Source organism: Desulfovibrio legallii, assembly GCF_004309735.1.
GTDB lineage: Bacteria > Desulfobacterota > Desulfovibrionia > Desulfovibrionales > Desulfovibrionaceae > Desulfovibrio > Desulfovibrio legallii.
In genome coordinates, this window is sequence record NZ_SIXC01000002.1 from 222,500 (window position 1) to 247,834 (window position 25,335).

General features: G+C 64.9%; 23 protein-coding genes. 17 read left to right on the forward strand and 6 right to left on the reverse strand.

Annotated features, from left to right (window positions below):
• Positions 1–263 precede the first annotated feature (263 nt).
• A complete protein-coding gene (locus EB812_RS02135; RefSeq protein ID WP_118230280.1) occupies positions 264–779 on the forward strand; it encodes a YceI family protein in 516 nt (171 codons plus the stop codon).
• Positions 780–1,013: 234 nt separating this feature from the next.
• Positions 1,014–2,402 (forward strand): GNAT family N-acetyltransferase, encoded by a 1,389-nt coding sequence (locus EB812_RS02140; RefSeq protein ID WP_242621159.1) that lies wholly within the window; start codon positions 1,014–1,016, stop codon positions 2,400–2,402.
• Between the two features lie 238 nt (positions 2,403–2,640).
• On the opposite strand, the gene EB812_RS02145 is transcribed toward EB812_RS02140, so the two are convergent.
• The 5 genes from EB812_RS02145 to queA form a co-directional block, all read right to left on the reverse strand.
• Positions 2,641–3,183 (reverse strand): 2-oxoacid:acceptor oxidoreductase family protein, encoded by a 543-nt coding sequence (locus EB812_RS02145; protein ID WP_118230279.1) that lies wholly within the window; start codon positions 3,181–3,183, stop codon positions 2,641–2,643.
• Entirely contained in the window at positions 3,176–3,979 is an 804-nt protein-coding gene (locus EB812_RS02150; protein ID WP_118230278.1) for a thiamine pyrophosphate-dependent enzyme, read from the reverse strand. The genes EB812_RS02145 and EB812_RS02150 overlap by 8 nt, the downstream gene beginning before the upstream one ends.
• Positions 3,979–5,082 (reverse strand): 3-methyl-2-oxobutanoate dehydrogenase subunit VorB, encoded by a 1,104-nt coding sequence (gene vorB / locus EB812_RS02155; protein WP_118230277.1) that lies wholly within the window; start codon positions 5,080–5,082, stop codon positions 3,979–3,981. Before vorB ends, EB812_RS02150 begins: the two co-directional genes overlap by 1 nt.
• Positions 5,079–5,303, reverse strand: coding sequence for a 4Fe-4S dicluster domain-containing protein (locus EB812_RS02160; protein ID WP_118230276.1), 225 nt, complete (start codon positions 5,301–5,303; stop codon positions 5,079–5,081). The genes vorB and EB812_RS02160 overlap by 4 nt, the downstream gene beginning before the upstream one ends.
• Positions 5,304–5,399: 96 nt before the next feature.
• Positions 5,400–6,497, reverse strand: a complete 1,098-nt coding sequence (queA, locus tag EB812_RS02165) for a tRNA preQ1(34) S-adenosylmethionine ribosyltransferase-isomerase QueA (protein ID WP_118230275.1) — start codon at positions 6,495–6,497, stop codon at positions 5,400–5,402.
• 216 nt (positions 6,498–6,713) lie between these two features.
• Between queA and EB812_RS02170 the strand changes: the two genes are divergently transcribed.
• The 9 genes from EB812_RS02170 to EB812_RS02210 all read left to right on the forward strand — a co-directional run bounded on the left by EB812_RS02170 (position 6,714) and on the right by EB812_RS02210 (position 15,902).
• Complete coding sequence (locus tag EB812_RS02170) at positions 6,714–7,325, forward strand: hypothetical protein (protein ID WP_118230274.1); 612 nt, start codon at positions 6,714–6,716, stop codon at positions 7,323–7,325.
• Positions 7,322–8,563 (forward strand): bifunctional phosphopantothenoylcysteine decarboxylase/phosphopantothenate--cysteine ligase CoaBC, encoded by a 1,242-nt coding sequence (coaBC, locus tag EB812_RS02175; RefSeq protein WP_242621160.1) that lies wholly within the window; start codon positions 7,322–7,324, stop codon positions 8,561–8,563. Before EB812_RS02170 ends, coaBC begins: the two co-directional genes overlap by 4 nt.
• The gene (locus EB812_RS02180) at positions 8,545–9,405 is read left to right on the forward strand and encodes a hypothetical protein (RefSeq protein WP_130957768.1); all 861 of its coding nucleotides are present in this window, start codon (positions 8,545–8,547) and stop codon (positions 9,403–9,405) included. The genes coaBC and EB812_RS02180 overlap by 19 nt, the downstream gene beginning before the upstream one ends.
• Before the next feature lie 51 nt (positions 9,406–9,456).
• A complete protein-coding gene (locus EB812_RS02185) occupies positions 9,457–9,777 on the forward strand; it encodes a LysO family transporter (protein WP_118230272.1) in 321 nt (106 codons plus the stop codon).
• A complete protein-coding gene (locus EB812_RS02190) occupies positions 9,764–10,462 on the forward strand; it encodes a carbonic anhydrase (RefSeq protein ID WP_130957769.1) in 699 nt (232 codons plus the stop codon). The genes EB812_RS02185 and EB812_RS02190 overlap by 14 nt, the downstream gene beginning before the upstream one ends.
• Positions 10,463–10,495: 33 nt before the next feature.
• Positions 10,496–11,083, forward strand: coding sequence for a LysO family transporter (locus EB812_RS02195; protein WP_242621161.1), 588 nt, complete (start codon positions 10,496–10,498; stop codon positions 11,081–11,083).
• An 80-nt stretch (positions 11,084–11,163) separates the two neighbouring features.
• Positions 11,164–11,874, forward strand: coding sequence for a DVU0298 family protein (locus EB812_RS02200; protein ID WP_118230269.1), 711 nt, complete (start codon positions 11,164–11,166; stop codon positions 11,872–11,874).
• A 164-nt stretch (positions 11,875–12,038) separates the two neighbouring features.
• Entirely contained in the window at positions 12,039–14,042 is a 2,004-nt protein-coding gene (gene selB / locus EB812_RS02205) for a selenocysteine-specific translation elongation factor (protein ID WP_118230268.1), read from the forward strand.
• A gap of 150 nt (positions 14,043–14,192) precedes the next feature.
• Entirely contained in the window at positions 14,193–15,902 is a 1,710-nt protein-coding gene (locus tag EB812_RS02210) for an FAD-dependent oxidoreductase (RefSeq protein WP_130957770.1), read from the forward strand.
• 134 nt (positions 15,903–16,036) lie between these two features.
• Here EB812_RS02210 and EB812_RS02215 read toward each other — a convergent pair whose 3' ends face one another.
• Positions 16,037–17,338, reverse strand: coding sequence for a BPL-N domain-containing protein (locus EB812_RS02215; protein ID WP_130957771.1), 1,302 nt, complete (start codon positions 17,336–17,338; stop codon positions 16,037–16,039).
• Between the two features lie 36 nt (positions 17,339–17,374).
• Here EB812_RS02215 and EB812_RS02220 point away from each other — a divergent pair, with 36 nt between their 5' ends.
• The 6 genes from EB812_RS02220 (at position 17,375) to argJ (ending at position 25,178) form a co-directional block, all read left to right on the forward strand.
• Positions 17,375–20,041 carry a valine--tRNA ligase gene (locus EB812_RS02220; protein WP_130957772.1) on the forward strand — a complete coding sequence of 889 codons (2,667 nt, stop codon included), beginning with the start codon at positions 17,375–17,377 and terminating at the stop codon, positions 20,039–20,041.
• Between the two features lie 146 nt (positions 20,042–20,187).
• Positions 20,188–20,532 carry an SMR family transporter gene (locus tag EB812_RS02225; RefSeq protein ID WP_118230264.1) on the forward strand — a complete coding sequence of 115 codons (345 nt, stop codon included), beginning with the start codon at positions 20,188–20,190 and terminating at the stop codon, positions 20,530–20,532.
• Between the two features lie 157 nt (positions 20,533–20,689).
• Positions 20,690–21,061, forward strand: a complete 372-nt coding sequence (gene rpsL / locus EB812_RS02230; RefSeq protein ID WP_118230263.1) for a 30S ribosomal protein S12 — start codon at positions 20,690–20,692, stop codon at positions 21,059–21,061.
• 110 nt (positions 21,062–21,171) lie between these two features.
• Positions 21,172–21,642, forward strand: coding sequence for a 30S ribosomal protein S7 (rpsG, locus tag EB812_RS02235; RefSeq protein ID WP_118230262.1), 471 nt, complete (start codon positions 21,172–21,174; stop codon positions 21,640–21,642).
• Between the two features lie 101 nt (positions 21,643–21,743).
• The gene (gene fusA, locus EB812_RS02240; RefSeq protein ID WP_130957773.1) at positions 21,744–23,825 is read left to right on the forward strand and encodes an elongation factor G; all 2,082 of its coding nucleotides are present in this window, start codon (positions 21,744–21,746) and stop codon (positions 23,823–23,825) included.
• A gap of 165 nt (positions 23,826–23,990) precedes the next feature.
• Positions 23,991–25,178, forward strand: coding sequence for a bifunctional glutamate N-acetyltransferase/amino-acid acetyltransferase ArgJ (argJ, locus tag EB812_RS02245; RefSeq protein WP_130957774.1), 1,188 nt, complete (start codon positions 23,991–23,993; stop codon positions 25,176–25,178).
• The last annotated feature ends 157 nt before the right edge of the window (positions 25,179–25,335 follow it).

Sequence of the window (25,335 nt, forward strand, 5' to 3'; positions counted from 1 at the left end):
GCACGGTGTCCTCCAAAGTCCATACAATAAGAGCAACTTATGCCAAAACGTGACATAAGCCCGCCTCTTTGTACGCACCGGCGAATCTGTGCCGTGCCCTTTCTCTCGATCATGGAAAGAAGGCTACAAAGTAAGTTTGTTTCCTGACAAGTATTATTCTATAGTCAGAAAGTCAAGGGCTGCGGGGCATTTTTTTCCGCAAAAGGGCGCAGGCTTTGACGGGCGCGCCAAGCGTGGCTATAGTACATAAAAGGAGGTTCCTCATGAGCACATGGAAAAACGACCCCGCCCATTCCCGGCTCGGCTTTGTGGCTCGGCACCTCGCCATCACCGACATTTACGGCCGCTTTGCCGACGCGAGCCTGACGGTGGAAACAACCAAACCGGACCTGACGGACGCCGTGTTTACCCTCACGGCGCAGACTGCCGATATTGATACCCGCGTCCCCCCCAGGGACAACCACCTGCGCAGCGCGGATTTCTTTGGCGTGGCGCAGTTTCCCGAACTGCGCTTCACCAGCTCCGTGGTGCATCTGGGGCCCGACCGCACAGGCACGCTCACGGGCACCTTGAGCCTGCACGGCGTATCCAAAGAAGTAACCTTCAACCTCTGCGTAAGCGAGCAGGTAACCAACCCCATGAACCAAAAGCCCACCCTCTCCTTTCAGGTCAGCGGCGCCGTCAAACGCAGCGACTTCGGCGTGGGGCCGGGCATCCCCGTGTCCATTGTGGGCGACGTAATCCGCGTGGTGGCGGATATGGAGTGCGCCCCGGCTTAAAGCCCTTACCCCTTTAAACACGCATACGCGGACGCCCACCGCAAAAACGCAGGCAAGCGTTGTGCGGAGCAAGGCCGGGGTGGGCGTCCTGCTTTTGCGTCTGTGCGCCCGCAAGGGCAGCCCGCCAAAGACGCCAGAGCCCGCTGGCGGAAAGCGCCAAGACGGCCCGACGCCCCTTGCGCAAAGCGACGCGAAGGGGTACAGGCCACCCATAATCCTTACGGATGGAGCGGAATGCGTATCCTCCACAAGCAGCAGCACTTGTCCCCTCTGGAAGGCCCGCGCCTGGAGCCGCACCCCTTTCACGCCGCCGGCGCGCCGCCGGACGAGCGCGACGGCGCACCCCTGGTGCCCGTAGGCCGACCCGAGCGCGGCGACCGCCCGGTTGCCGCGCCGCACCCTTCCGTACCCCACGGCGAGGCCTTTGAATTTCGCCAGCTGGGCGAAGAAGACTTTGAAGAGTTTGAAGCCCTGCTGCGCTACGCCTTTCAGGTCAGCACATCCGAAATGGCCCGCATCGGCTGGTCAGACAAGGAGATGAAGCAGTCCAAACTGCCCATTTTCGAGGCCTCGCACGTCATGGGCTGGTTTTACAAAGGGCACCTCGCTTCCCAGATCGTCATCTACCCCATGGAAGTGAACATCCACGGCGCCATCTGCAAAATGGGCGGCATTACGGGCGTGGCCACCTACCCGGAATACACGGGCCGGGGGCTCATCCGCACACTCATCACCAAAAGCCTGGAGTATATGCGCGACCAGCAGCAGAGCATTTCCTACCTCTGCCCCTACTCCATCCCCCTCTACCGCAAGCACGGCTGGGAAATCATCTCGGACAAGATGACCTTTTCCATCAAAGATACCCAGCTGCCCCACCGCCACCCCGTGGACGGACAGATAGAGCGCGTGGATATTGAAAGCGAAGACCTGCACCGCGTCTACCGCTACTTTGCCCGACAGGAGCACGGCGCGCTCATCCGTGGCGCGCTGGAATGGGAAGAATACTGGCGCTGGGATTCGGACGACGTCATGGCCGCCGTATACTACAGCGCGGACGCCAAGCCTCTGGGCTACGTCATCTACTACATTGAAAACGAAATTTTCAGCATCAAGGAAATGGTCTACCTGAACCAGGAAGCCAAATACGGCATCTGGAACTACATCAGCGCGCATTTTTCCATGATCACAAAGGTAGAAGGCTGCAACTACAGCGGCGAATCCCTGGCTTTTCAGTTTGAAGACAGCGAAATCGACGAAACCATCCAGCCCTACGCCATGGCCCGCATTGTGGACGTGCAGAAATTTGTGGAAGCCTACGCCTTCCAGTTCACGGACCCGCGCCTGGTGCTGGAACTCAACGTGAGCGACCCCATGGCCCCCTGGAACAACGGCATCTTCCGCGTGGCCTGGAACGAAGGCCGCACCCAGTGCGAAAAGGTGGCCGCCTGGAGCACCGGGCACCGCATCTCGCTGGATATCCAGACCCTCACCACCATGCTCATGGGCTACAAGCGCCCCACCTACCTCTACAACAACGACCGCATCGACATGGACTACCATCTGCTCAGAAAGCTGGAGGGACTGATCCCTTCGGACAAGCCCTACTTTTCCGACTACTTTTAGAGCAGTTAGCGAATGAAATGAGCTAACTGCTCTGCAAGGATTTTCTTGAAAATCCTTGCCACAAAATGCGAGAAGGCAGGCTATTGCCTGCCGTAAGCGAGCATTTCAAGTGTTAAATGCTCTAGAGCAAGCTGCAATTGCAGCGCAAAACCAGCAGCCGCAGGTCGGAAGGCGCGCCTCCCGGCCTGCGGCTGCTGTGCTGCGGCGTATGGCGCGGGGGCTGGGGCCCCCGCTCTCTTTACTCCGCGAAGTTGTAGCCCGCCTCCAGGGCTTTGGCGTTGACGGGCACCAGGTGGGCGTAGTGGCTGCTGACCACGCGGCGCAGGGCCTCCTGCACGGCCGCAAGGGGCAGCGCGCCGGTAGCCTTGATCCAGGCGCCCAGAGCCACCATGTTGGCCAGCTTCACATTGCCCAGTTCATGGGCCATGTCGTTGACCGGGATGTAAATGCTGCGATGCTGTCCGTCCAGCAGGCCACGGTCAATGAGGGAGGCGTTGACAATCTGCACGCCCTCCTTGTGCAGGCGCGGCTGGAACTTGGTCAGGGAAGGTTCGTTAAGGATAATGGTGGAGCGCGGTTCGCGCACCAGAGGCGCGCCGATGGGGTGGGTATCCAGCACCACGGTGCAGTTGGCCGTGCCGCCGCGCATTTCCGCGCCGTACACGGGGATGAAGGTCACCTCCAGCCCGTGTTCCATCCCGGCCTGGGCCAGCAGATTGCCCGCCAGCATAACCCCCTGGCCGCCAAAGCCCGCAATGATTACGTCCTGATACTCACTCATGGCTGGCCTCCTGCGCGGCGGTCACGTCCTTGCAGACGCCCAGGGGGAACACGGGGATCATGGCTTCCGCAATGCGTTTGTTGGCCGTAATGGGGTCCATGTGCCAGTTGGTGGGGCAGCCCGAAAGCAGCTCCACAAAGCCGAAGCCCAGGCCGTTGATCTGCACCTCAAAGGCGCGGCGCAAGGCCTTTTTGGCCGCGCGCACATGGGCCACGCTGTCCAGGGCGCAGCGCGCGGCATAGGCCACGCCGCCCAGTTGGGCCATGAGCTCGGCCATATGGATGGGCCCGCCCTCGTTGGCGGCGTTGCGGCCGTGTACGGTGGTGGTGGTCTTCTGCCCCAGCAGGGTGGTGGGGGCCATCTGGCCGCCGGTCATGCCGTAGACCGTATTGTTGATGAACACGGCGGTGATGTGTTCGCCCCGGTTGGCCGCGTGCAGGGATTCGGCCATGCCGATGGCGGCCATATCGCCGTCGCCCTGATAGGTAAAGACCACGGCGTCGGGCCGGGCCCGGCGCACGCCCGTGGCCACGGCGCAGGCCCGGCCGTGGGGAGCCTCCAGGCCGTCCACGTTAAAGTAGTCGTAAGTAAAGGTGGCGCAGCCCACCGAGGCCACCAGGATGGTCCTCTCCGCCACGCCCAGCTCGTGAAGCACCTCGCTCACCAGACGGTGGGCAATGCCGTGGTGGCAGCCGGGGCAGTAGTGGGTTTCGCGCTCGTTGAGCACGGGGTTGGCGTCAAAGACCAGAGTTTCGCCCGGTTGGGGGCGCAATTGGTTTTGCAGAGCGGTATCCATCACTTTTCCTCCAGAGCCTGGAGCATGGGCTCGCGCAGGGCATCGGCCCCGATGAACAGACCGGGCATGACGCCATGCCAGCGCACGTCGGCGGCCGCTGCGCCGGGCTGCGCGCAAAGGGCCAGGCGCACGTCCTCCACCATCTGACCGGCGTTCTGCTCCAGCACCAGAAAGCGCCGGCCTGGGGCCAGGGCGCGCAGGGCTTCGTCCGGGAAAGGATAGAGCGTCACAGGGCGGAACAGGCCCACCCGACGGCCTTCCGCACGCAGGGCGCGCACGGCGCTGCGGGCGATACGGGCAATGGAGCCAAAGGCCACCACCACCAGATCCGCATCCTCGGTATCCACGCATTCAAACGCGCATTCGGCGCGCATGGCCGCGTACTTGCGCATGAGCATGCGGTTGCGCTCGGCCAGGGCCCCTTCAGCCAGATAAACGGACTTGAGCAGGCGCGGCGCGGCGTGTGCCCCGCGTTTGCCGTAGCCTTCCAGCCGCCAGTCAGCAGCCAGACGGGCCAGGTCTTCGGGGGGCACGGCGTCCTTGGGCGGCACGCGGCGCACGGGCTCTTTAATCTGGCCCACAATGGCGTCGCCCAGCACCAGCACGGGGTTGGCGTACTTGAAGGCCAGAGCAAAGGCGCGGAACATGAAATCGTAGCATTCCTGCGCCGTGGAAGGGGCCAGCACCAGATTGCGGTGGTCGCCGTGGCCGCCGCCCTTGACGGCCTGAAAATAATCGCCCTGTGAGGGGCCGATATCGCCCAGGCCAGGGCCGCCGCGCTGCATGTTGACCATGACGCCGGGAATCTGGCTGCCCGCCATGTAGGAAACGCCCTCCTGCATGAGCGAAATGCCGCAGCCGGAAGAAGACGTCATGGCCGGCACGCCGCAGGCCGCCGCGCCCAGCAGCATATTGACGGCCGCCACCTCACTTTCGGCCTGCACAAACTGGCCGCCCCCATCGGGCAGCAGCACGGAGAGCGTTTCGGGCACTTCGTTCTGCGGGGTGATGGGGTAACCGAAATAGCAGCGGCAGCCCGCGTCCACCGCACCATAGGCAATGGCTTCGTTACCTTTGATCAAAACACGTTCGGCGGCGCTCATGCGTCACCCCCTTTGGCCTTGGCGGTACGGAACACGCGGATGGCCACGTCCGGGCACATGACGGCGCAGGCGGTGCAGCCCGTACACGGGCCCTCCTGCTCCATGACTTCATAGCCCTGACGGTTATAGCGGCCCGATGGCCGTAAAACGTGCGCCGGGCAGGCGGCCACGCACAGGCGGCAGCCCTTGCAGCGTTCTTCCAGAAAAACTACTCGTGACATGGGTACTCCTTTGCGCCCGGCGACGGGGCGCGGTGGGGGGTTGCCGCGCGGGCCGGGGCACGCCCCGCCCCAAAACGGCCGTCGCCGCGGGACGCTTCAGCGTATGAGCATGGCATCCCCATAGGAAAAAAACCGGTAACCCTGCGCCTCGGCCTCGGCATAGGCCGCCAGCACGCGCTGGCGTCCCGCAAAAGCGGACACCAGCATGAGCAGGGAGGATTCCGGCAGATGGAAATTGGTCACCAGCCCGTCCACCACGCGGAAACGCCGGCCGGGATACAAAAAAATGTCCGTCCAGCCCGCAAAGGGCTGCACCCGGCCGCAAAGCTCGGCCACGCCCTCCAGGGCACGCACGCTGGTGGTGCCCACAGCCACCACCGGACGCTTTTCGGCCTTGGCCTTGGCCACGGCCTGAGCCGTTTCTTCCGGCACTTCAAAGTATTCGCGGTGCATGCGGTGGGCGCGGATGTTCTGGCTGCGCACGGGGCTGAAGGTGCCATACCCCACATACAAGGTGACCTCTGCCCACTGAAAGCCGCGGGCGGCCAGATCCGCGCGCAGGTCTTCAGTAAAATGCAGGCCCGCCGTGGGCGCAGCCACAGATCCGGTCTTGTCCTCGCGGGAGTAGACCGTCTGGTAGCGGCTTCTGTCCTCGTCGCCGTCCGGACGTTTGATGTAGGGCGGCAGAGGGATGTGCCCCGTGGCGGCAAAGGCCTTGGCCAGGTCACCCTCCCAATGCAGCCGCACCCGCCGGCGGCCAAAGGCGCCCGATTCCAGCACCGTCACCCGTATGCCCGCGCCGAAATCAAAGGTCTCACCGTCACGGACGCTCCCGCCGGAACGCACCAGGCCCTCTGCCTCGGCGACCAGGCCGCCGGTTTTGGCGGGCACGGCGCGCTCCAGCACCAGGGGCAGGGGGGTCAGCAGCAAAAATTCCACCTTGCCGCCCGTGGCCCGCGTGCCCAACAGCCGCGCCTGCAGCACGCGGGAATTGTTGGCCACCAGCAGAGCGCCGGGGGGCAACAAATCAGGCAGGTCCGCAAAGCGCGCGTGCGTCAGCTCCACTGCGCCCGTACGCGGCAGCACCATGAGCCGCGAGGTTCCCCGCTCTTCAGGGGGGAACTGGGCAATACGCTCCTGGGGCAGATCAAAATTATAACTTTCCAACCAGAAATCGGCTTCCTCAATGGGCATGTTCCGGGCCTCGTGGCTGTGCCTCCACCGGACTTGTCAGCGCCGGACGGAGAGGCTAGGGTATGACTTCCGCTCTTGGGGCCGCCTGCTCCGGGCGGAATCGCAGGAGGCGCGCTTGCGGTCCTGGCGGCCTGTGCGCCGCAGGGGCGGAGTCCGTTTACGCTGCGGCCAGAGATTTCACAAGTGAAATGCTCTTGGGAGGGAAGGAGTATAGCCATGCCGCGCCCGCTTGTCATCCTCACGCTGTGTTGCGCCCTCGGCCTGGTTTCGGGCTGCGCCGACGGCCTGCGCAATCCTTTTTCCAACGACCCCCTCACCGGCGGCGCGGACGTGAGCACCAGCCGTCTGCTGGGCGTGCCCACGCCCGCGGGCATGCAGCGCTTCACCTCCCACGGCTATGAAACCGCCGGAACCGCCGGCAGCGAGGGCCTGGAAGTGCTGCGCGGCGACGCGGACCCGGGCTTTGCCGCCCAGATCATGTACACCGGCCTACAGGGACAAGGCTGGCAACTGCGCCTGGCCCTGCGCAAAAGCGGCCGCGCGGTCTACGTCTACGAGCGGGGCCAGAGCTTGGCCGTGCTCACCCTGCACCGCGAAACCCTGGGCACCGTGCTGGAAATCTGGACCGGAGCCCGCCTGCCCGACGGCGCTGCCCTGCCCGCCCCGGCCGCGCCCGAAGCGGGCGCTTCCAACCCCGCCGCAGAGGACGCCGGCAGCTACACCCCCGGTGCGGGCGGCATGGACACCACGCCCAAGCCCGGCGCCACGGTGCGCACCTGGGGCGGCGGCAACAGCGGCTCCGGCGGGCTGGAGGAACGCAACCTGTGAGCGCGCTGCACACCCCCGTGGACCAGCTCACCCGCCTGGTCAACAAGCGCCTGCACCTGGGCGTCTGCGGCTCTGTGGCCTGCTGCCGGGCCGCGGACCTGCTGCGGGCCTGGCGCGCCCTGGATCTGCACGTTTCCGTAACCCTCACGCCCGGCGCGCGGCAGTTCGTCACGCCGCTGCTCTTTGCCGCTCTGGGGGCTGCGCCGGTCTATACGGACATGTTCACCCCCGGTGAAGACGTCTTCGCCCATCTGGAGCCGGGCCAGCACGCCCATGCCCTGGTGGTGGCCCCGGCCTCGGCGGACGCCCTTGCCCGGCTGGCCCACGGCGCGGCAAACGACATGCTGGCCGCCCAGGCCCTGGCCTTTGACGGCCCCCTGGTGCTGGCCCCGGCCATGAACCCGCGCATGTGGGCGCACCCGGCCACCCAGGCCAATGCGGCCCTGCTGCAGGAACGCGGGGCGCAGATTGTCCGACCCGGCTGCGGCGGCACAGCCTGCGGCGACCAGGGCGAAGGCCGCCTGGCCCCTCTGACGGACATTTTTCTGGCCGGGCTGCGCGCCCTGGCCCCACAGGACATGGCGGGCAAAAAAGTGCTGGTCACCCTGGGCCCCACCCGCGAAGCCTGGGACGGCGTGCGCTACTGGTCCAACCCCTCCACCGGGCTCATGGGCGCGGCCCTGGCCGTGTGCGCCTGGCTGCGCGGGGCCGCTGTTACGGCCGTGTGCGGTCCGGGCGTGAGTTATGCCCTGCCGCGCGATCTCGACCGCCGCGACGTGACCAACGCTCGCGAGATGCACGCCGTGGCCGCGGCACTGTGGCCGGGCATGGACATGGGCATATTCACTGCCGCTGTGGCGGACTTTTCGCCCAAACCACTGGGGCCGCACAAGTTTAAAAAAGCCGCTGCGCCCCAGGGCTTCAGCGTGGACTTCACCCCCAATCCCGATATTCTGCAGACCCTGGCCACCGCCCGCGCGCCCCACCAGAAAGTGCTGGGCTTTGCCGCCGAAACCGCGCCGGACATGGCCGCCCTGCTGCCCCTGGCCCGGGCCAAGCTGGCCCGCAAAAACGCCGACCTCCTGGCCGCCAACCGCGTCAACAGCGCGGACAGCGGCTTTGCCGCGCCCACCAACAGCCTGGCCGTGGCGGACGCAACCGGACGGGAAGAAATCTGGCCCAACCAAAGCAAGGCCGACGCGGCCTGGGATCTCTGCACATGGCTTTTGCGGCTCTGAACCCCCTGGCGGCCCTCTGGCGGCAACGCGGCCTGACCTGCCTGCTCATGCCTCCAGGCTTCGACGCCTTTGCCCCCACGCCGCCCACGGCCACAGCGGCGGCACAGGCCGTTCCCGCTCGCGACCTTGCGGCCCCGAACCAGCGCCGCCAGAACCCGCCGCGCCCCGTCCGCTCGGCCGCAGCGGGCCCATCCGACCGGGACAGGCCCGCAGCAACACGCCCGCAGCAACGGGCCGCGGTCCACGCTTTTCCTTCTGAAGCCGTCCCGGCTCCCGCAAGCGCGGTCGACACCCCCTGGCGGCCCTTGCCCCCCCACGTCTGGCCCGCTCCCTGGCGCGACCTGCTCGGCCAGACCCGGCCCGGCCATATTGTCTGGACCTACTGGAGCCTGGGCCCGGACATCCGCGACCCCGCCACCCCCGGCCGCGCCCAGCGCCGCGCCTTTTTGCAGCGCCTGCTGCACGACCTGGGCCACCCGGCGGGCACCCACACCTTTTGGCCCGTATGCCTGCCGCCGGATCCGGACGCCCTGCCCCCCGTGCCGGAGGACACTGCGCTCGGCGCGCTGGAAAAAACGCCTCCCGCCCCGGCCTATGCCCCCGCGCCCGACGTCTTCTGGTCCGGCGCACGGCAGCTCCGCGCCCGCGGCGTGGTGGTGCTTGGCTCCGTGGCGGGACAGGCCGCGGGCCTGCCCGGCGGGCTGCGGCCTTTACAGCAGCTGCGCCACAGGGGGCAGCTGGTCTGGGTTCTCTGGGATGTGGAAAATCTGCTGGCGCAGGAACAGCGCTACGCCTCCATGCTGGCTTTTCTGCGGCAGGCTTTTGTACCTGTGCTGCGGTAACAGCGCAGCCGCGCGAGATAATAAAAAACTGTCGATAAAGGAAAGTGCTGTATGTTCATCGCACTGGGCCTGACCTTCCTCGGCATGGCCGTGGGCTACCTGCTGCGCCGCAGCCCCTGGCCTGGACGGTTGACGCGCGGCATCACTCCGGTAATCATGCTCCTCCTGCTGGGCCTGGGCATGGCCGTGGGCGGCAACGCCGCCCTCATGGAAGCCCTGCCCCGTCTGGGCGGCGCGGCCCTTACCCTCACCCTGGCGGGGCTGGCCGGATCTCTGGCCTGCACCCTGCTGGTCAGCCGCGTTTTCCGCCGCGGTTCCGGCGCGCCGTCAGGCCAGGGCCGCAGCAAAAAGGACGCACATGAAGACCGTTGAACATCTGCTTCAGGGCAATGCCTTTTTCCAGCGCAATTACTTCAGAAAGCACGAATCGCAGCTGCTGGACCTGGTGGCCCACGGCCAGCACCCCAGAGCGCTGTTCATCGGCTGCGCCGATTCGCGGGTCATCCCTTCGCTCATCACCAATGCGCCCCCAGGCCAGCTCTTTGTGCTGCGCAACGTGGGCAACTTCGTGGCCCCCTACAAGCCGGACGAAGACTACCACGCCACGGCGGCGGGCATTGAATACGCGGTCACGGCTCTGAACGTTGCCGAGGTCATTATCTGCGGCCACACCCACTGCGGGGCCATTGCAGCCCTGTTTACGGGCAAGGACGAAGGCGACGACCTGATCCATACCCGCAAATGGCTCTCGCTGGGGAAAAAGGCCAGGGAAATGGCCATGCTGGCCCTGGGCAAGGATGCGGAACCAGACCGCCTGCTGCGCCTGACGGAAAAGCTCTCCATTGTCTTCCAGATCGAAAACCTCATGACCTACCCCTGCGTGCGCGCCAAGGTGCGGGAGGGCAGCCTGCACGTCCACGGCTGGCTCTACCATATCGAATCGGGGGCCATGCAGTACTACGACCCTGATGAACACGAATTTTTGGCCCTGAACCAGCAACCGGACGACGCGCAGAAGGCTCTCCCGCAAACAGACGGCGCGCCCTCCCAGGTCTGAGCGCCGGCCTGGCGTATCCCCATGCAAGGCAGTATGTACATAGTGGCGTTTTTCGCGACGGGCGTGCTGTTGGCGCGTCTGGGGCTGGCGCCCTCCTGGCTGCTGGAACACGACCTGACCCTCTACGTGCTCTGGCTGCTCATGTTTCTGGTGGGGCTTTCCATCGGCGCGGACCGGCGGCTGGGCGAAATTCTGCGCACCCTGCGCCCCCGTGTGCTGCTCCTGCCCCTGGCCACCACCGTGGGCACCTTTGCGGGCACGGCCCTGGCCAGTCTGGTCCTGGTCTACAGCGTTACGGAGTGCATGGCCGTGGGCGCGGGCTTTGCCTATTATTCCCTCTCCTCCATCTTCATCACCCAATATAAGGGACCGGAGCTGGGCACCATCGCGCTAGTCAGCAACATTGCCCGCGAGCTCTTCACCCTGCTCTGCACGCCGCTGCTGGTACGCCTCTGGGGGCCGCTGGCGCCCATCACCTGCGGCGGGGCTTCCACCATGGATACCACCCTGCCCGTCATTGTGCGCTACTCCGGCAAGGACTGGATGTTCGTCTCCATCATCCACGCCATGCTTCTGGACATGAGCGTACCCTTCTGGGTCATGTTCTTCTGCACTCTGTGAACGGCGGGCCCGCCTTGCCAGAGGGCGCAAAAGCGGTCACTATACGGGCAGTAGTCATCACCTCTACCGGAGGGACAGCCATGCCCCGCATGCGCTCCGCCAAACTGAAACTCAAAGAAAGCCTCACCGGCCCGCACTGGCGCGACCATCTGGACGCCATCAGCCAGGGCGGCATGGAAAATGTGGGGCCGCTGTTTTCCTTCCTGCTCCTGGGCCCGCAGACCATGCACCGCGCCGCCGTGGCCCTGGGGCAGGTCACCGCCCGCCTGGCCGTCAGCCAGCCCGAAGCCGCGCGCAATATCATCCGCCGCCTCATGTGGCACCTCAATGAGGAATCGGGCAACATCGGCTGGGGCATTCCCGAAGCCTTCGGCGAAATCCTGGCCGCCAGCGCCCCCCTGGCCAAAGACTTCCACAAAATTCTCCTCACCTACATCATCGACCTGGGCCACGACGACAACTTTTGCGACCACGATGTGCTGCGCCGTTCCTGTTACTGGGCCATCGGCCGGCTGGCCCAGGCCCGTCCGGACCTCTGTCTCACGGCCCGGCCCTGGCTGCGCAAAGGCCTCGCCGACCAGGACGTGGTCTGCCGGGGCATGGCCGCCTGGGCCCTGGCCCAGCTGCCGCCGGACCTTATGGACGCCCCGGCCCTGCGCACCCTGGCCCTGGCCGGGCACACGGAAGTCTGCCAGCTTTTCGACGGCAACGACGTCTACGAGGCAAGCGTCACCCAACTGGCCCAGGAGGCCCTGGCCCGACTGGCTTCGCCCTCCGCCGTAAAAATCTGAGCCGCAGGCCCGGTGCAGGGACGCGGTTGTACCGGCCACGGGCTGCCGGACGTTTCTCTTGCCGCAGCCCAGCGCAGTTTACAGAAAAGAAAAACGGAAAGGCGCAAAGCAGGCAGGCCTTGCGGTCCCTTCCTGCAGCAGCCTCTCCGGAATGAGGTTTTTTCATGGCAGTAGTACTGGGTACGGCCGGGCATATCGACCACGGCAAGACCTCGCTGGTGCGCGCTCTCACGGGACAGGACTGCGACCGCCTGGAAGAGGAAAAACGCCGGGGCATCACCATTGAGCTGGGCTTTGCCTGGCTGGACCTGCCGGACGGCGAACGTCTGGGCATTGTGGACGTGCCCGGTCACGAACGCTTTGTCAAAAACATGGTGGCCGGGGCCGCGGGCGTGGACATGGTCATGCTGGTCATTGCGGCGGATGAAGGCGTCATGCCGCAGACCCGCGAACATCTAGAAATCTGCTCTCTGCTGGGCATCCGCACGGGACTGGTGGCCCTGACCAAGACCGACATGGTGGAGCCGGACTGGCTGGACATGGTTACAGAAGACGTGCGCGCTTTTCTGGCGGGCACCTTTCTGGCGGACGCGCCCGTCTTTCCCGTTTCTTCGGCCACGGGAGAAGGCCTGGAAGCCCTGCGGGCGGCCCTGACCGCCCTGGCCGGGAGCCTTGCGCCTCGGCCCCGCAGCGATATCTTTCGCCTGCCCGTAGACCGCGCCTTCAGCATGAAGGGACACGGCACGGTGGTCACGGGCACGGTCATTTCCGGCCGCTGTGCTGTGGGCGAAGCCTTGTGCTTCATGCCGCCGGACCTGCCCACCCGCGCGCGCAGCCTGCAGCGCCACGGCAAGCCCGCGCAGGACGTGGCCGCCGGACAGCGCTGCGCGGTCAATGTGCAAGGGCTGGAAGTGGCGGATATCGAACGCGGCTTTGTGCTGGCCCGGCCCGGCGAGCTGTTTCCCTCCTCGCGCTGGATGGTGCGCCTCACCTGCCTGGCCTCCGCCCCGCGCGCCCTGCGCCAGCGGGTAGAAATCCACTTCCACCACGGCACGCGCGAGTGTCCGGCCCGCGTGGTGTTTCGGGATAGGGACAAACTGGCCCCGGGCGAAACGGCCCTGGCCGAACTGCGCTTCAAAGAACCGTTGGCGGGTGTCTTTGGCGACCACTGCGTACTGCGCGCGGGTTCGCCCCTGCGCACCGTGGCGGGCGGTCCGCTGGTGAGCCCCCTGCCGCCGGAGCTGCGCCGCAACAACCCCCGTTTTGCGGAAAATCTGCGCCTGCTGGCCGCCCTGCCCGCTCTGCGCGAAGCCGTGGACGCGCCCGCCGCCCCCAAGGGCGACGGCAAGGCCGCCGCAACGCCTAAGGGCACGGCCAAGGCCCGCGACGCGGCCTGCGCCGCCTTTTCAGCCGCCCTGCTGGACCTGCGCGGCGCAACGGGCGCGGACGAAGCCCTGCTGCGCGTGCTCAGCGGCCTGCCCCGCAACGTGCAGGAAGCGGGCCTGCAACTGCTGGCCGCACGCGGGCAGGCCCTGTGCTTTGACAAGGACGCCCACGCCTGGATCGGCCGTCCGGCCTTCGACGCCTTGCTGGCCGCCTGCCTGCAGCGCGGTGCGGATCTGCACCGCAAAGAACCGCTCAAGCCAGCCTTCACCCGCGGCGCGCTCTGCACGGGCTGGAGCGCCCGGCTGGCCCCACGTCTGACCCAAAAAATCCTGGACCAGGCCCTCAAACAGGGCGAACTGGCCATTGAGGGCGAGGGCCTGCGCCTGGCCGGGCACGAAGTCAGTCTGGCGGCGGACCAGGCAGGCCTGCGCGCGGCCCTGCTTGCGGCCCACGCCGACGGCGGCCTGACCCCGCCCAACCTCAAGGACGTGCTGGAAGAGCTCGGCGTGGCCCCCAAGGCGGCCGCGCCCGTGCTGCGGCTGCTCTGCGAAAGCGGCGAACTGGTCAAAATCAAGGAAGGGCTCTACTACCACGGCCCGGCCCTGACGGACATCCTGGAGCGCGTGCGGCAGTGGTTTGCCGACCACGACAACCTGGACGTGGCCGGACTCAAGGAAATCACCGGGCTTTCGCGCAAGTACCTCATCGCCCTGCTGGAATACATGGACAACGCCCACATCACTGTGCGCGTAGGCGACCAGCGGCGCTACCGGGGGCGCTGAAGCCGTCCGCGCAGGCAATGATACTTTTTTGTTTTCCGGGCCGGAAACTCCCCGCCGCCCCCTTGCCCTGCGGCGGGAAATGCGCATTATAGAGGATGGTAATGCTCATTTGCTCATAATCACCTCAACCCCAACCCAAGGAGCGCACCTATGTCCGAAAAGATTCTTGTTGTGGGCGGCGTGGCCCTGGGGCCCAAGGCGGCCTGCCGTTGCAAACGGCTCATGCCCGACGCCCAGATCACCCTGGTGGACGAAAACGAACTGATTTCTTACGGGGGCTGCGGCATCCCTTATTACGTTTCCGGTGAAATCCAAAATCTGGACGATCTGCGCTCCACTCCCTACCACACCGTGCGCGACCCGACCTTTTTCCAGGCCATGAAGGGCCTCAACGTACGTACCCGCACCCGCGCCCTGGCCATTGACCGCGCAGCCCAGACCCTGCTGGTCAAGGATCTGAACTCGGGCAAGGAAGAAAAGCTGCCCTACGACAAACTGGTGCTGGCCACGGGCGCCAGCCCGCGCATGCCTCCCGTGGAAGGCAAGGACCTCAAAAACGTCCTCTCCCTCACCCGTCTGGAGGCCGCCGGGGCCATCCGCGCCGCCTGCCAGGAAGGCAAGGTGACCGAGGCCGTCATCGTGGGCGGCGGCTTTATCGGGCTGGAGGCCGCCGTGGCCCTGGCCGACATGTGGGGCGTGAAGGTCAGCGTGGTGGAAATGATGGACCAGATCCTGCCCGGCGTGCTCTCGCACTCTCTGGCCCTCATGGCCGCGCACGACTGCCAGGCCCACAAGGTGGACGTCCATGTGTCCGAAAAAGTGCTCAGAATCGAGGGCACGGACGGCGCGGTGAGCGCCGTAGTCACGGACAAGCGCCGCATTCCGGCCCAAATGGTCATCTTTGCCGCCGGGTTCACCCCCAACGGCGGCCTGGCCAAAGAAGCCGGGCTGGAAGTAGCCCCCTTCGGCGCAATTGTGGTGGACGAACACATGCGCACTTCCGACCCCGCCATCTACGCGGGCGGCGACTGCGTTTGCATCAAAAACATCATCACCGGCAAACCCGGCTACCTGCCCCTGGGCAGCATGGCCAACCGTCAGGGCCGTGTCATCGGCACCAATCTGGCCGGCGGCGACGCCACCTTCCCCGGCTATGTGGGCTCCTGGGCCGTCAAACTCTTTGACATGGCCTTCTGCGGCGTGGGCCTTACCGTGGAGCACGCCCGCAAAGAAGGCTACGACGCTCTGAGCGTGGGCGTGGAGCAGCTGGATCACGCCCACTTCTACCCTGAAAAATCCATGATGACCCTGGAACTGGTGGTGGATAAGCCCTCCCGCCGCGTGCTGGGCCTGCAAGGGGCCTGCGCCGACCCCGATTCCCTCAAGGCCCGCATCGACGCCGTGGCCGCCGCCCTGCAGTACAGCAAGCCCACAGTGGATGACATCTCCAACCTGGAAGTGGCCTACGCCCCGCCCTTTGCCTCGGCCATGGACGTGGTCAACGCCGTGGCCAACGTGGCGGACAACGCCCTGGACGGCCGCTTTACGCCCATCACGGGTGACACCTTCATGGAGCTTTGGAAAAATCGAGATAAGAACAACGTCTTCTTCATTGACGCCCGCCCGGCAGCCGCCGGTCGCGCCGTGCAGGAAAAACACCCCGATTGGCACGCCATCCCTCTGGAGGAAATCGCCGCCCGCGCCAATGAGGTGCCCAAAGACCGCCCCGTGGCCATTATCTGCAACACGGGCCTGCGCGCCTACGACAGCCTGCTCATCCTCGCCCGCAGCGGCGTGAAGGAACTGGTGAACGCCTCCGGTGGCATGCAGTCCGTCATCAAGATGGGGTTGAGTGTGTAGCCGCTTGCGCAACGGGCGGGGGGCTGGTCCCCCTGCCCCAGGAGAATGGGGCGCGAACGGCGTTCGCCTTCAACAACTGCATCTGTTTGTATTTGTGTAGAGGGCCAAGGGCGAGGCTGCGCCGCCCCGGATAATTATATGCCACAGGGAATGCCGCCCTGCGAAAGATACGTCAGCTCTTCGGCTATGGTCAGCAACTCTTCCAACAGACCGCCGCCGTTCATGGGGTGGCCGAAAAGCGCCTCGCGCTGGTGCTCCAGTCCGCGCCTGCCCACGGCTTCGGGCAGGGTGGAGGCCAGGGTGTCGGCCAGACGGCAGGCCAGAAAATAGCCTTCAGCCCCGGCGGTAAAAAGGTCTTCCAGCGCGGTAAAACGCGGCCCGGCCTCGCGCCAGTAAGCCAGCGCCGCCGCCGAAGGCGGCAGGCCCGCGGCTGTGCACAGGGCCGCGTGCAAGTTGTTGCAGGCCGCGCCCGGCTGGCCGGCTCGCCAACCCCACAGCCAGTGGGTGCGGGCGAAAAACAGATGGTGTTCCACGGCCAGGTCCAGCAGGCCGCGCACATGGTTCAGGGCACGCAACAAGGGCGCGCCGCTTTCCGCCGGCCAGGCCGCGCAGGGCGCGCGCAGCTGCCACAGGGGCACCAAGGCCTTTTGCGGGGCGTAACCCGCCATACGCAGCAAATGCGCCAGCCAGGCGTTGGCCGCCGGGCTGCGCGGCGTTTCCAGGTGCGAATAGCTTAGAATGTAGCCGCCCGCACCATACGCGCCGCCCACCACCAACGGTTGCCCTGCCAGAAAATCCGCTGAAAGATTGACCCCGTACAGCGCCTGCCAGGTTTCAAAAACCTGCGCCGGAATACGTCGCAAAGGCAGATCCGCCAGCCAGAAGTCTTCGCCCGGCGCGTCGTAGGCCGCCAACACGCGCACGTCTTCCCCCGCCTCCGGCGCAAACCGCCCCGGCCACCACACGGGCAGGGCGGCATCTGCCGCCTGACCGGCCGTCAGCTCCGGTGGCACACGGGGGTCGTCCGCCCGCAGGCGTACCCGTACATGCCCGGAAATAAGGTGGTGCAAACGCTGCGGGTAGGCAGCACGCGTCCAGGGGCAGAGGTTCAGGCCGGCAGCGGCGTTCTCGTGGCGCAGGGCCAGCCCGGCCCCGCCGCAAAAACCCAGATAGCGCCCGCCCTGGGCCACCCAGCGGCGCACGGTCTCCAGTCCGTCCGGCCCCAGGGCCTGGGCCTTGAGCCGGGCGTTGCCGCCGGGAACCAGCAGCAAGGAAGCCTTGCCGGGCCCCGGCTTGCGTAAAAACGCGCCTTCGGCTATTTCTTGTCCCTTGACCAGGCGGCAGGGCAGGCCCAGGGCGCGCACAGCGCGCCAGGCCATGAGCCCCCAGATGTGGGCGCTGTCCCACAAAATATGAATCGGTGCAACGGCTGGCATTGCCACACTATTGCCGCCTTTTACGGAGAATGCAAGATGGCGGATACGCTCCCCAAGGGCTACGAGCCCCACGGCGTGGAAGCCCGGTGGCGCAAACACTGGGAAGAAAACAAAACCTTTACGCCCGACCCCGACGCGCCGGGCGAGGCGTACTCCATCGTCATTCCGCCGCCCAACGTCACGGGCGCGCTGCATATGGGCCACGCCCTTAACCTCACGCTCATTGACGTACTCTGCCGTCACGCCCGGCAAAAGGGCAAAAACGTGCTCTGGGTGCCGGGCACGGACCACGCGGGCATTGCCACACAAAACGTGGTGGAGCGCGCCTTGGCTAAAGAAGGTAAAACCCGCCAGGATCTGGGGCGGGAAGCCTTTGTGGAGCGCGTCTGGGCCTGGCGGGCCGACTACGGCCACCGCATCCTGGAGCAGATCAGCGCCATGGGTGCTTCCGTGGACTGGACGCGCCTGCGCTTTACCATGGACGAAGGCCTTTCCGCCGCCGTGCGTAAGGTCTTTGTGCAATTGTACAACGAAGGGCTCATCTACCGGGGCGACTACATTATCAATTGGTGCTCCCGCTGCCACACGGCCCTGGCCGACGACGAGGTGGAGCACGAACAGGAGCGCGGCAAGCTCTGGAAGGTGCGCTACCGCCTGGCGGACGGCTCCGGCTCTGTAACCATCGCCACCACCAGGCCGGAAACCATCCCCGGCGACACAGCCATCTGCGTCCACCCCGAAGACGAACGCTACGCCGGGCTGGTGGGCAAAACAGCCCTGGTGCCCGTGCTGGGGCGCGCGATCCCCATCATCGCCGATGCCTATGTGGACCGGGAGTTCGGCACCGGTGCGCTCAAAGTGACGCCCTGCCATGACCACAACGACTGGATGCTGGGCAAGACCCACAACCTGGACTTTCTGCAGGTTATTGACGAAAACGGCGTCATGAAGGCCGAAGCCGGCCCCTATGCCGGGCTGACCAAGGCCCAATGCCGCGAAAATATCGTGGCCGACATAGAAGCCGCCGGGCAGCTGGAAGGCGTGGAGGAGCTGGAGCACGCCGTGGGGCACTGCTACCGTTGCCATACAGTGGTGGAGCCGCACGTTTCCAGGCAATGGTTCGTGGCCGCCACCAAACTGGCCCCGGCCGCCCGCAAGGCCGTGCCGGAGCTCACGCAGATTTTCCCCGAAACCTGGCTCAAGACTTACTACCACTGGCTGGACAACATCCGCGACTGGTGCATCAGCCGTCAGATCTGGTGGGGACACCGCATCCCGGCCTGGACCTGCGACGCCTGCGGCGAGCTGGTGGTGGCCGAAGAAGCCCCCTCCATCTGCCCCAAATGCGGCGCAACCAATCTGAGCCAGGAAGAAGACGTGCTGGATACCTGGTTCTCCTCCGCGCTCTGGCCCTTTTCTACTATGGGCTGGCCGCAGGACACCAAAGAACTGCAGCGCTGGTACCCCACGTCCGTACTGGTCACGGGTTTCGACATCCTCTTCTTCTGGGTGGCCCGCATGATGATGATGGGCCTCCACTTCATGGGCAAACCGCCCTTTGCCCACGTCTACCTGCACGCCCTGGTGCGCGACGCCACAGGCCGCAAAATGTCCAAATCTACGGGCAACGTCATTAATCCTCTGGAGATGATCGACAAATACGGCTGCGACGCCCTGCGCTTCACCCTCACGGCCTTTGCGGCCATGGGACGGGATATCCGCCTCGCCGAAGAACGCATTGAAGGCTACCGCCACTTTGTCAACAAACTCTGGAATGCGGCCCGCTTCGCCCTCATGAATCTGCCGGAAACCGCCCCGGCTCCCGTGGCCCCGGAAAGCGTGCCGGGCCTGCACCACCAGTGGTTGCTCCATCGTCTGGAGACCGTCAAAGACGAAATGGACCGGGCCTTTGCGGAATATCGCTTCAACGACGCCGCACAACTGGGCTACAAATTCCTGTGGAACGAATTCTGCGACTGGTATCTGGAGCTCATCAAACCGGATATGCAGAGCGAAGACGCGGCGCGCAAGGCCCATGCCCAATATGTGCTCTGGCTCGCCCTGCGCGAAATTCTGGTGCTGCTGCACCCCATCATGCCTTTTGTGACCGCCGAAATCTGGACGGCCCTGCCCCAGCCCCTGGGGCAAAGCGCCACGGATCTGGCCACAGAGCTCTGGCCCGCCCCCAGACCTGCCTGTCTGCGGCCCGACGAAGCCCGGCGCATGGAATGCCTCCAGAGCATTATTGTGGCCGTGCGCACCATCAAGGCAGAGCTGGGCATCAGCCCCGGCCACAAGGTCAGCCTGCTGCTCCACCCCGTGGACGCCGCCCAGGCCGCACTGCTGGAAAACAACCGCCAATGTCTGCTGACCCTGGCCCGGCTGGAAGGCCTTACCGTAGACGCCGCCACCCACGCCCCCAAAGCCTCGGCCTCGGCCGTGGTGGAAGGCTGCCAGGTCATCGTGCCCCTTAAAGGCGCGGTGGACCTCAACGGCGAACTGGCCCGACTGGACAAAGAACTGGCCAAGCTGGAAAAAGATCTGGTAACCACCAACAAAAAATTGAGCAACGAAAGTTTCGTCAGCCGCGCCCCCGCCGCCGTGGTGGAACGGGAACGCCAGAACGCCGACCGCCTGCTGGACGCCAAAAGCAAGATGCAGGCCCTGCGCGCCCGCTTTGCCGAAGCCCTGGCCGAAGGCTAGGGAAAAGGTTCTTGTGGGGGGAAGGAGCCTGTGGCGAACAGATGTTTCCTTCCTCCCACGCTCCATGCTTCAAAAAATTTTTTCCCGCAGGGGGCGCGCCAGGTCTGCCCTGAACGAAAACGGACCGTCCCCAAAGAAGCCGTCGTATGAGCCCCGCCGTCACCGCCTATTGCCAACTGGGCGCGGCCATTCTTCTGGAAGTGGCCGCCACAGCCTGCCTCAAACAGTCCGCCGGCATGACCCGCCTGCTCCCTACCCTGGCCGCGGGGCTGGGCTATACGGCCTCGCTCTGGCTGCTGGCGCAGGTGCTCAAGGTGGTGCCCATGGGCATTTCTTATGGCATCTGGAGCGGCGTGGGCATTGTGCTGGTTTCTCTGGTGGGACTTTTTCTGTTTGGTCAAAAGCTCGACCTGGCCGCCTGCCTGGGCCTGGGGCTGATCATCGCGGGCGTGCTGGTCATCAATTTTTTTTCGGCTTCGGTGCCGCGCTGAAACAGATCTGTAAAAAATCGCTGGCAAAATTTGTCGTTGAAGCCGGAATCCCGCCCCTGTCGCGCACAATTGCCATTGACAGCGACGGCGCGACAGGCTATGTCCTGTCCTCTTAAAGGCGTTATCATACGCTCAAACCATTCCCATGGAGGGAAGCATGCCCACTATTAACCAGCTTATCCGCATTGAGCGGAAGGCGGTGGTCAAGCACAGAAAGACCCCGGCCCTGCAGGCCTGCCCGCAGCGCCGCGGCGTGTGCACCCGCGTGTACACCACCACCCCTAAAAAGCCTAACTCGGCCCTGCGTAAGGTCGCCCGTGTGCGCCTGACCAACGGCATTGAAGTGACGGCCTACATCCCCGGCGAAGGCCATAACCTGCAGGAACACTCCGTGGTTATCATCCGCGGCGGCCGTGTCAAAGACTTGCCCGGCGTGCGTTACCACATTGTGCGCGGCACCCTGGACACCTCCGGTGTGGCGGATCGTCGCAAGAGTCGTTCCAAGTACGGCGCCAAACGGCCCAAGTAGTGCATTTTATCCGGCGTGCGCCATGCGGCGCGCCTGGCAGCCCGCGAAAGCGGCGCGCCGGCGCGGCGCGGGGTTGGTGACGCCGCAGCCAAGCATGAAGGAGAAACCCCATGCCCCGTAAAGGTCCTGTTCCCAAGAGGGAAGTGCTGCCCGATCCGCTGTATTCCAGCCGTATGGTCACCAAATTTGTGAACCGGCTCATGTACAGCGGCAAAAAGGGCGCCGCTGAAAAGATTTTCTACAGCTCGCTGGAGCATCTGGCCGAAAAGACCGGTGAAGACCCCATGCGCGCCTTTGAAAAGGCCCTGGACAACGTAAAGCCCCACATGGAAGTGAAGGCCCGCCGCGTGGGCGGCGCCACCTACCAGGTGCCCATGGAAGTGCGCCCGGAACGCCAGATCTCTTTGTCCATCCGCTGGCTCATCAACTACGCCCGTTCGCGCGGTGAAAAAGGCATGACCGCCAAGCTCTCCGCCGAGCTGCTGGATGCTTATAACGGCCGCGGCGGCGCGGTGAAAAAGCGTGAAGACACCCACCGCATGGCCGACGCCAACAAGGCCTTCTCTCACTACCGCTGGTAGGAGGCCCGCCAACTCGTCCGCAGATCCCGTCCGACGCCGCATCCGCAAGGAAGCGGCGTCGGTTTTGGACCTCACCGCATCCGCAGTATGGAGGAAACACCGTGTCCCGCACTGTTCCTGTAGACAAACAGCGCAATATCGGCATTATGGCCCATATTGACGCCGGCAAAACCACGACCACCGAGCGCATCCTTTTTTACACCGGCGTCAACCACAAGATCGGCGAAACGCACGACGGCGCATCCACCATGGACTGGATGGAGCAGGAACAGGAGCGCGGCATCACCATTACTTCCGCCGCCACCACCTGCTTCTGGAAAGACTGCCGCATCAACATCATCGACACCCCCGGACACGTGGACTTCACCATTGAGGTGGAGCGCTCCCTGCGCGTCCTGGACGGCGCCGTCTGCGTCTTTGACGCCGTGGCAGGCGTGGAGCCGCAGTCTGAAACCGTGTGGCGTCAGGCCGACCGCTACCATGTGCCCCGCATCTGCTTTGTCAACAAGATGGACCGCATCGGCGCCGATTTCTTCCGTTGCGTGCAGATGATCCACGACCGCCTGGGCGCCAAGGCCGTGCCCCTGCAGCTGCCCATCGGCTCTGAAGACAAATTTGAAGGCGTGGTGGACCTGGTGCGCGGCCATGCCATCCGCTTTGACAAAACCACCAAGGGTGCGCAGTTCAGCGTGGAAGACATCCCCGCCGACATGAAGGACCTGTTTAACGAAAAGCACCACGAAATGCTGGAAGCCGTGGCCGAAGAGGACGAAGTGCTGCTGGATAAGTACCTCAGCGGCGAAACCCTTACGGAAGAAGAAATCGTCTCCTGCATCCGCAAAGCCACTGTGGCGCGCAACATTGTGCCCGTGCTTTGCGGTTCGGCCTTCCGCAACATGGGCGTGCAGCCCCTGCTGGATTCCGTGGTGGACTATCTGCCCTCGCCCGTGGATATTCCGCCCATGACCGGCCATGTGCCCGACAAGGAAGACCAGCTCATCGAATGCCACTGCGACGACAAGGAACCCCTGGCCGGTTTGCTTTTCAAGCTCTTTTCCGACCCCTTCATCGGCCACCTTTCCTTCTTCCGCATCTATTCCGGCTTTCTGGAATCGGGCATGACCGTGTACAACGCCAATACCGGCAAGCGGGAGCGCATCGGCCGCATCCTCAAGATGCACGCCAACAAGCGCGAGGACATCAAGTGGGCCGGCGCCGGCGATATTGTGGCTCTGGTGGGCCTCAAAAACGTCTCCACCGGCGACACCCTCTGTGATGAAAAGCGCCCCGTTATTCTGGAATCGCTGAACATCCCCGAACCGGTCATTGAAGTGGCCATTGAGCCCAAAACCAAGGCCGACCGCGACGCCCTTTCCGCCGCGCTCAACAAGCTGGCCAAGGAAGATCCCTCCTTCCGCGTCAAGGGCGACGAGGAAACCAACCAGACCCTCATCGCCGGCATGGGCGAACTGCACCTGGAAATCATTGTGGACCGCCTCACCCGCGAGTTCAACGTCAACGCCAATGTGGGCAAACCCCAGGTGGCCTACCGCGAGACCATCTCCAAGCCCTCCAAGACCGACCTCAAGTACGCCAAGCAGTCGGGTGGCCGCGGCCAGTACGGCCATGTGGTCATTGAGGTGGAGCCCAACCCCACCAAGGGCTACGAATTCGTCAACTCCATCTCCGGCGGCGTCATTCCCAAAGAATACATCCCGGCTGTGGACAAAGGCATGCGGGACGCCCTCAAGTCCGGCGTGCTGGCGGGCTTCCCCGTGGTGGATGTGAAGGTCAACCTGGTCTTCGGCTCCTACCACGAGGTGGACTCCTCCGAGCAGGCCTTCTATGTGGCCGGTTCCATGGCCATCAAGGACGCCATGAAAAAAGCCGGTCCCGTGCTGCTGGAGCCCATCATGGACGTGGAAGTGGTCACCCCTGAGGAATACCTGGGTGACGTCATGGGCGACCTCAACGGCCGCCGCGGCCGCGTCCAGAATATGGAAGCCCGCGCCGGCGGCGCGCAGAGCATTCGCGCGCAGGTGCCCCTGGCCTCCATGTTCGGCTACGCCACGGATCTGCGCTCCCGCACCCAGGGCCGCGCCACCTTCACCATGCAGTTTGACCACTATGAACGCGTGCCCCAGGCCCTAGCCGACGAAATCCAGAAAAACCGTACCGCCTAACGGCAACGCGGCATTAGGCTGATTGAACGATACGGGGGGGCTTTTGCAAAAAAGTCCCCCCTATCCATACCCCTTCTCTCAAACTTTTCTTCCCCCTGGGGGCCGCATCCGGAGCATGCCGCGCCGACATCGCCCGCTGCCCGCCGCCAGATACAGGAGACGGCCATGCAGGACGATCTGCCCAAAGGCTTCAAGGCCGGCGCCGCGGCTGCCGGATTCAAGGCCCAGAACCGCGACGATCTGGGCCTCATCGTGTCTGACCGCCCCGCCGCCCTGGCGGGCATGTTTACCCAAAACGTCTTCAAGGCCGCCCCTGTGCTGGTCTGCCAGGAAATTCTGGCCCAAGGCGGCACGGCCCGCGCCGTGCTGGCCAACTCCGGGCAGGCCAACGCCTGCACCGGCGAAGAAGGCCTGGCCAACTGCCGTGCCACCCAGGCTATGGTGGCCGGGCTTACGGGCCTTAGGGTGGAAGAAATCCTGCCCCTTTCCACCGGCGTCGTGGGCGCGCACCTCAAAATGGACCTCTGGCTCGACGCCGTTCCCCTCCTGGTCAAAAGCCTGGGCAGCCGCGATGCCGAAGGCTTTACCCGCGCCTTCATGACCACGGACGCCTTTCCCAAATTTTCCAGCCGCGAACTCCAGATGGAAGGCGGCGCGGTGCGCCTCACCGTCATGGCCAAGGGCGCGGGCATGATCTGCCCCAACATGGCCACCATGCTCTGCGTGGCCCTCACTGACGCGGATGTGGAGCGCGGCCCCTGGCAGGCCATGTTCCACCGCGCCGTGGAACAGACTTTTAACCGCGTAAGCGTGGACGGCGACACCTCCACCAACGACACCATTCTGGGCCTGGCCAACGGGGCCTCCGGCGTGGCCGTCCGCTCCGCCCGCGACCTGGCCCAACTGGAGGAGGCCCTCACCGCCATTCTCGGCACGGTTTCCCATATGCTGGTCATGGACGGCGAAGGCGCCAGCAAGGTCATCCACATTACCGTCACCGGCGCGGCCAGCGAGGCCGACGCCGCCCTGGTGGCCCGCAGCGTGGGGCATTCCCAACTGGTCAAAACCGCCATTTACGGAGGCGACGCCAATTGGGGCCGCATTGTCACTGCTGTGGGCTACAGCGGCGCGTCCTTTGACCCCACTCAGGTGGGCCTGACGCTCTGCGGTGTGGAACGCTTCCGCCAGGGACGCCCCGTTAACGACGATAAAGAAGACCTCCTGGCCGAACGCCTCAAGGCCAAGGACATCCCCGTGGAAATATCCCTGGGCGACGGTCCCGGCTCCTATACCCTCCAGGCTTCGGATCTTGGGCACGAATATGTGACGCTCAACTCGGACTACCGGTCATAATTCTTTACTGGCCCCAGCATAGTAAAAAGCCCCACGCATCTCGTGCATGGGGCTTTTTAATATGCTGGGGGAATCTCTACGCAGCCGGGTTGACCAGCCAGCAGCCAGGGCATTGCAACATTGGAATGCCCCTGAACTGATTGCCACAGTATCTGAG